Raw genomic sequence first — 6,228 nt, 5'->3', positions numbered from 1 at the left:
TTGTTATTGTGGGATGGGCGGGACGCCCGTCCAAAACGGACGGGCGTCCCGCCCATCCCACTTTCAAGAGTGGAAGTTATTTAATTCTCATTCCTAAGAGTGCCTACCCCCTATCTATCGGGCAACCGGGCGTGGGATTGCCCCTACAATAATTATGCAAATGATGCGAGGAGTGCTATATAGCAATCCTAAAAGAGTCGTAAATTTTTTACCCCATCCCAACCCTCCCCGCGGTTTCGGGGAGGGAGTAAGAAATTCACAAATTATGCGAGGATTGCTATAGAGACTATTGCGAAAAAAAATCTACTGCGAAAAAAAATCTACCTAAATTAGGTAGACTTTTAGAAATGTTCAAGCAATGAGTTCACTGTGGGCTAACCGTTGTTGTGGTGGATGTGCGATGCAGAAACACTATCCAACTGATCGCGCCCGTTGCGGATCACGCGCAGCATATCGCTCAACTTATGCTCGATATTATCGAGCACTTGGTCGGCATAATCATCGGCTCCGTTTTGAATTTCCTCGCATTCAGCCATCGCCCTAACTCTCATCTCTTCCAATTCCTCTTGAGCCTGGTAGCGAATTTGTTCGACTTCCGCCAGCGTGGCCTGCTGAATTGCCTCGCAGTCGAGCAAAACTTGCTGCCGCAACTGATCAGCCTCTATCTTCGCCTGCTGGAGCAGTCCCATATCGTTTAAAATTTCTGCCGCTCTTTGTTCTGCTGCTTCTATCACTTCCTGAGCGTAAAGTTCCGCCTCTTGAAGCAAGTCGTCCTTGTGCCGGATGATCGTCTCGGCTTCCTGAAAGGCGATCGGCAAATTTAGCCTCACCAAGTCTAACTGATCGAGCAACTGTTCTTCATCCACCAGAGTGCGTCTGGTCATAGGAATTCGCGGGCTGTCGAGAACAATTTCCTCAAGCCGATTCAATTCCCGCTGGATGTCTACTCCTGCGGTTCGGGTGGGATCTCCGAAGGTGGCTGTGTTCTGAGGTGATTCGTTCTCAGTGCCGCGTCCGGTAATGTCGGGTTCGATGCGAGTTGGTTCCTGCTGGCGTAACATTTGTAAATATCTAGGGCGACGTGTTTCGGAACAAGATGATCTACGGAGCCACCAAACTTGGCTATTTCTTTAACTACACTACTACTTAAAAAGCTGTACTCGTTAGAAGTTGCCAAAAAAACTGTTTCAATTTCACCCAGAAGGGTTTTATTGGTGTGGGCCATCTGGAGTTCCATTTCAAAATCTGTTAATACCCGGAGCCCCCGCAGCAGCACTTTGGCTTGTCGAATCTTAGCATAGTTTACTGTCAAACCCTCAAAACTGTCTACTTCTACATTTGGCAAGTGTTGGGTAGAGCGCCGGATCTGCTCGATCCGTTCCTCTACGGTGAACAGAGGGGTTTTGCTGGGGTTTCTGACTACGGTAACAATTACCCGATCGAATAGTTTAGATCCCCGCTCGATAATGTCTGCGTGACCGAAGGTAATGGGGTCAAAGCTGCCTGGATAGATTGCAATCACGAGTTTGGCTCAACCGAGTGGGGGGAGTGGGGGAGTGGGGGAGTGGGGGAGTGGGAGAGTGGGAGAGTGGGAGAGTGGGAGAGTGGGAGAGTGGGAGAGTCTATTATCCTTGTATCCGTGTTAATCCGTGTAGTGCCTTCCTTCTGACAACTGTCAACTGTCAACTGACAACTGTCAACTGACAACTGTCAACTGACATCTACTTTTTCATGGAATGAGCTTTGTAGAAAGTTTCGAGGCTTTGCTTGTCGCCCACAAACCGCCAGTGCCAAGGCTCGTAACTGACGCCTTGGCGATTGTTTCTGGGGAAGGACATTTCAAAGCTGAAGGCGACGGCGTTGGCTTCTAACCACTTGAATGCTTCGGTATTTTCAAAACTGGGGCTGAGGTTGTGTTCCGGGGCGGTGCCGTCGCCGATGTCGATCGCATAACCGGTGTGGTGTTCGCTGTAACCTGGAGGGGCGCTGACTTCGGCTCGCTTGCTGGCGTTTTGCCTGCGTTCGGCTTTCACATCAAAAAATACGTGCTGTTGGTCTTGCAGCGAGCGAAAGCCGGATATGGGAGCGAAATAGATGCCTGATGCTGCGGCGGCGTTGACCATTTCCTGATATTTTGCTGCTGCTGAGGAGCGGAGTTTGACGCTACCGTCGGAGGTGACGCTTACCAAGTCTTTGGCTGGTGCTTCTGGGTACGGCAAGTGTCCCAGCAGGTTTTCTGGGAGTGCGGGGACTTTTGGGGTGGTAGCTGGACTCGGGACAGACGGAGACGCGGAACTGGTGGGCGCTGAGTCTTGTTGAGTTTGCTCTGCCTGACTGGTGGCTGGGAACAAGTTAAAGTTGAGGTGCAGCCAGATGCTGACCCCAAAGGCTAAGGCGGCCAACCCTAGCAGTTTCCAAATCAGCCCTTTTTTCTTAGACTGACTCTGCCCTGCTTCTGGGTATGGGTGATCTCGCACTGCTTCTGGAATTTCGTCGGCGACAAGCTCCGAGGCTTGCGGGGGTTTTCTTGACAGACTAGCGTTATCCAAGCCAGCTCCACTCCTGCACTTCAATAAGGCTCAACGTTACAAATTGTAGATCGATATGGGCGATCGAACAGCTACAATTGCCGCTGAGAATATATCATCTCTTTCTGACCTCGCCCCGTCCCATCCGCCAACTCTCGCATCTGTTGCTTGGGCCCACAGTCGATCGTCCCTGCGATGTCGCACTGGTTGGCGTTGGTAGCGCTGGTTTATTTTAAGTGTAATTTGTTACTGTTGTTCGACAAAATCCAACAATTCTTCGATCGACACATCAAACGTCCGGGCCAATTTTAGCAGAGCACCGATGTCAGCCATTGCCATACCGGGCGATCGGGCATAACTTTTAACAGTATTGTAGGATACGCCGGAGCGATCGGCTACTTCTTTGAGCGTCCAACCTTCCCTAGCCGCCAACTCTCTAATTCGCAATTTTATTAATTCGCCTCTTGACATGAGGGTGAAATCTCACCTCACACTATATATGAGATATCAAGCGCCGACCAGCGCCACCGCACTCCCGACGCCTAATCTTCCACAACCTCAAACAAATCTTCAATCAACAGGTCAAAAGTTCGAGCTAATTTTTGCAAATGAGTAACGTCAACCGTTGCTAACCCGGGCGAACGAGCATAATTCTTAAGCGTGCTGTAGTGAACTCCCGATCGCTCAGAAACCTCTGTCAAAGTCCAACCCTTCTCGGCAGCCAGCTCTCGAATCCGCAACTTAATCAATCCCATTCTTGACTACAGGCCAGTATTGGCCTTAAAATATTTACATCATAAATAGCGATCGCCCCCCGGCCTCGAAAACTGAAGAGCGAACAGCTATTTATTCAAATGACCGACAATTTGGCATTCACCAACAAAAAGTAGGATTCACCAACAAAAGGTAGGATTCACCCAAAATCAAGTCGGATTCACCCCAAACAAGTCGCAGTCACCCCAAACAAGTCGGAGTCACCAAGTCACCAACCATGATACCAAAACAAAACTCAGAAGCCAAGCAAATAAATCCACTCTCTCGCTTTGTAACCAAAGAAGCAGTTGCCAAAGTCTTGAAAGTCAAGCCAGAACAGATTCGGGACATTCGCTGCTGGGCTTACGTCATCCACGTTGTGGGAGTTGGGATTAGTCGGTTTGTCAGCTACGGAGATATGCCACCAATTTTAGGAGTCGAACCGCCGACGCTGCAAGATTGCATTCGGTGGCGGAAACGCTGGAGAAGCAGCCAACATCAAGCACCGATATTTTGGGTAGATTTTTACGAGGGGAAATTTCGGCAGTCTCGCGGTGTGGAAGAACTCTACAACTGGGGTAAGTTGGTAGGTAAGATTAAGCACGGGTTGTCACAATTGCAGGTGCAGTTGCTGCGGAATATTTATTGTGTGGTGAAAGAGTTTATTGAGGCTTTTTGAGTAGAGTTTGTTTAGCAAATTCCTTAACTTATTTTATTCGTGAATAGATCCATCTGGCATAATTGCACCAGTGAGTATAGCATTTTGAAAGCCCGCTCCCCCTATTTTTGCATTTGTTAAGTTAGCGCCCGATAAGTCGGCAAAACTTAACTTTGCCGCGCGGATGTCTGCTGAAATTAGGTCAGCACCACGCAGTTTTGCACTGTTTAATTCAGCTTGACGCAAATCAGCTTCGGTTAAGTCTGCTGTAGTTAGATCAGCACTAACTAATCTTGCATCGTTCAAGTTAACTTGTCTTAAATTAGCCCTGCTCAAATTTGTGCTATCCAGTATTGCTCCCTGAAGTTTTGCCCCACTCAAATTCGCATCTCTCAAATTGGAATTATTCAATTGTGCCGAAATCAAATTAGCACCTTGTAAATTGGCTCCCATCAAGTTAACACTGCTCAAGTCCCTACCAGTTAGCTCGGCATTTTGCAGCGATACATAAGGAGCAATTAAGTAAGCGCCCGCTTTCACGGGATCGAAATCAGTAGGAAATAAAGTTGCTTCACTGTAAATAGCTCCTTGAAGTTGAACTCCTTTGAGATTTGCTCGATCTAGGTTGGCTTCTAAAAGGTTAGAATTACTCAGATTTGCATTTGTCAAATCAGCATTTTTAAGGTCTACTTTCCTCAAGTATAGCCCGCTTAAGTTAGCTTCAGCGAGATTTGCAGTTGTGAATTTTGTTTGTTGATTGATTTTAGCACCGCTGAGGTTTGCACCGTTCAAATCGGCTTCACTAAAATTTGCCGATTCTACGTGAGCTAATCTTAAGCTGGCTTTGCTTAATTTGGCTTTTTCTAGTTTAGTAGATTGTAAATTAGCCTGAGCGAGGTTGGCATTGATTAAATTTGCCTGATGCAGATTGGCACTGGATAAATTAGCCTGAGAAAAGTTGGCACTTACCAAGTTGGCTTGATGCAGATTGGTACTGGATAAATTAGCCTGAGAAAGGTTGGCTTTGACTAAGTTGGCCTGATGCAGATTGGTGCGGGATAAATTTGTATTCGAGAGATTCGTCATTGATAAATTAGCCTGACTAAAATTTGTGCCATCAAAACGTGCATCCCTCATATCTGCTCCCTTCAAAATTGCCCCACTAAGATTTACAGCCTGCCAAGTTGTACCAATCAAATTAGCTTTATTCAGATTAGCATTACTCAAATTAACACCAGAATCTAGACGTTTACCCCTGAAATCAGCAGCCGCTAAATTAATTCCAGTAAAATCTCTTTCTCCCTCACTGTAACGCTGCCAAAACTCCTCAACACTAACAACAGGTTCTCGACATTCCTCAGACTCATCCTCCACATCCTCACAGCTATCCTCTAAAGCAATATCTTCAGCATCCACCGCTAATCCTTCCACATAATCCGCTCTATCCAAGTAATCCGAACTCGCTACAAACCGCCTTTCTATCTCCTCCTCATTTAATACCTCGCTGCTTTCAAATCGCTCAATTAATTGCTTGACAATTTGGCAGTCAGTCGTGCGAATTCCCACTTCTTTTTCTGCACTTTGGTCGTTGTTAGTCAGCAAATTATGACTACCCAACATGGCAAAACTAGAATCACAGACTAAAAAGTTTTCGTGAGTTCCCAATAAAGAGAGACAAAATTTATCGGGATATTCGCTGGCTAATTCTTGCAAATCTGCCAAAGCATTGTAGCGCCATCCCTGGCCGATTTTTTGCCTGTCTCCCAGATAACCCCACCCAATATTTATTAAACACCCTCGGTTCAAGCAATCCCTAAATTTTTGCAGCAATTCATCATTAAGGCTGTTACAATTGAGCCAAGGGCAAACAATAATCAGCCGCTCTTGAGCTAGTGATAAAGCTTCCATCAAGACAGCACGACTGTTGGGACGATCGCATACTAACTGATACTGAAAGTCTGACTTTGGCTTTTGTGTCTCGGTGTCAAGCTCGATCGGTCGATCGGCAATGACAGACATATCGCCATTTCCCAAATCACACGGCTGTTGCAGGGACGCAATTTCAGCAGTCAAACTTTCTAGCATTTGCGGCTCCGGGCGATCGTTAAATCGCTGTTCCTGTGCCTCTAACTGGCGCTTAAGTTTGGCTAGATATTTTTTCAGAATAACTTGCTCTTCTTCAAGCTGCAATACTCTCGTGGCTATTGATCCTAAATCTAGTTCGGTTTCTGACATAGTGCTCCCCTCAAATCAAAAAAACTTAAAAAGCCATGTTTGGGAAATGGGCGA

The 6,228-nt window shown here is 46.7% G+C and carries 8 protein-coding genes; 2 read left to right on the top strand and 6 right to left on the bottom strand.

Translation table 11 applies throughout. The features are described 5' to 3' along the window. Nucleotides 1-374: 374 nt before the first annotated feature. The 3 genes from QUB26_RS20400 to QUB26_RS20390 form a co-directional block, all read right to left on the bottom strand. The gene (locus tag QUB26_RS20400) at nucleotides 375-1,061 is read right to left on the bottom strand and encodes a DivIVA domain-containing protein (RefSeq protein WP_333055439.1); all 687 of its coding nucleotides are present in this window, start codon (nucleotides 1,059-1,061) and stop codon (nucleotides 375-377) included. Next, nucleotides 944-1,522 (bottom strand): pantetheine-phosphate adenylyltransferase, encoded by a 579-nt coding sequence (gene coaD / locus QUB26_RS20395; RefSeq protein WP_333055440.1) that lies wholly within the window; start codon nucleotides 1,520-1,522, stop codon nucleotides 944-946. Before coaD ends, QUB26_RS20400 begins: the two co-directional genes overlap by 118 nt. A gap of 199 nt (nucleotides 1,523-1,721) precedes the next feature. Next, a complete protein-coding gene (locus QUB26_RS20390) occupies nucleotides 1,722-2,549 on the bottom strand; it encodes a M15 family metallopeptidase (RefSeq protein ID WP_333319430.1) in 828 nt (275 codons plus the stop codon). 55 nt (nucleotides 2,550-2,604) lie between these two features. Between QUB26_RS20390 and QUB26_RS20385 the strand changes: the two genes are divergently transcribed. Further along, on the top strand, nucleotides 2,605-2,748 hold the full coding sequence (locus QUB26_RS20385; protein ID WP_333319428.1) for a hypothetical protein: 144 nt from the start codon (nucleotides 2,605-2,607) through the stop codon (nucleotides 2,746-2,748). A gap of 26 nt (nucleotides 2,749-2,774) precedes the next feature. On the opposite strand, the gene QUB26_RS20380 is transcribed toward QUB26_RS20385, so the two are convergent. Both QUB26_RS20380 and QUB26_RS20375 read right to left on the bottom strand, forming a co-directional pair. Continuing rightward, nucleotides 2,775-2,999: a helix-turn-helix transcriptional regulator gene (locus QUB26_RS20380; protein WP_333209019.1), complete on the bottom strand. Its 225-nt coding sequence runs from the start codon at nucleotides 2,997-2,999 to the stop codon at nucleotides 2,775-2,777. A gap of 71 nt (nucleotides 3,000-3,070) precedes the next feature. After that, nucleotides 3,071-3,283 carry a helix-turn-helix transcriptional regulator gene (locus QUB26_RS20375; RefSeq protein ID WP_333319425.1) on the bottom strand — a complete coding sequence of 71 codons (213 nt, stop codon included), beginning with the start codon at nucleotides 3,281-3,283 and terminating at the stop codon, nucleotides 3,071-3,073. A gap of 236 nt (nucleotides 3,284-3,519) precedes the next feature. Here QUB26_RS20375 and QUB26_RS20370 point away from each other — a divergent pair, with 236 nt between their 5' ends. Further along, a complete protein-coding gene (locus QUB26_RS20370; RefSeq protein WP_333319424.1) occupies nucleotides 3,520-3,960 on the top strand; it encodes a hypothetical protein in 441 nt (146 codons plus the stop codon). 33 nt (nucleotides 3,961-3,993) lie between these two features. On the opposite strand, the gene QUB26_RS20365 is transcribed toward QUB26_RS20370, so the two are convergent. Continuing rightward, the gene (locus tag QUB26_RS20365) at nucleotides 3,994-6,174 is read right to left on the bottom strand and encodes a pentapeptide repeat-containing protein (protein ID WP_333319422.1); all 2,181 of its coding nucleotides are present in this window, start codon (nucleotides 6,172-6,174) and stop codon (nucleotides 3,994-3,996) included. Nucleotides 6,175-6,228: the final 54 nt, after the last annotated feature.

Source organism: Microcoleus sp. B4-C1, assembly GCF_036705285.1.
Classification (GTDB): Bacteria; Cyanobacteriota; Cyanobacteriia; order Cyanobacteriales; family Microcoleaceae; genus Microcoleus.
Note: the sequence above shows the minus strand (reverse complement) of the source record. Positions and strands in the feature narration are given on the sequence as shown.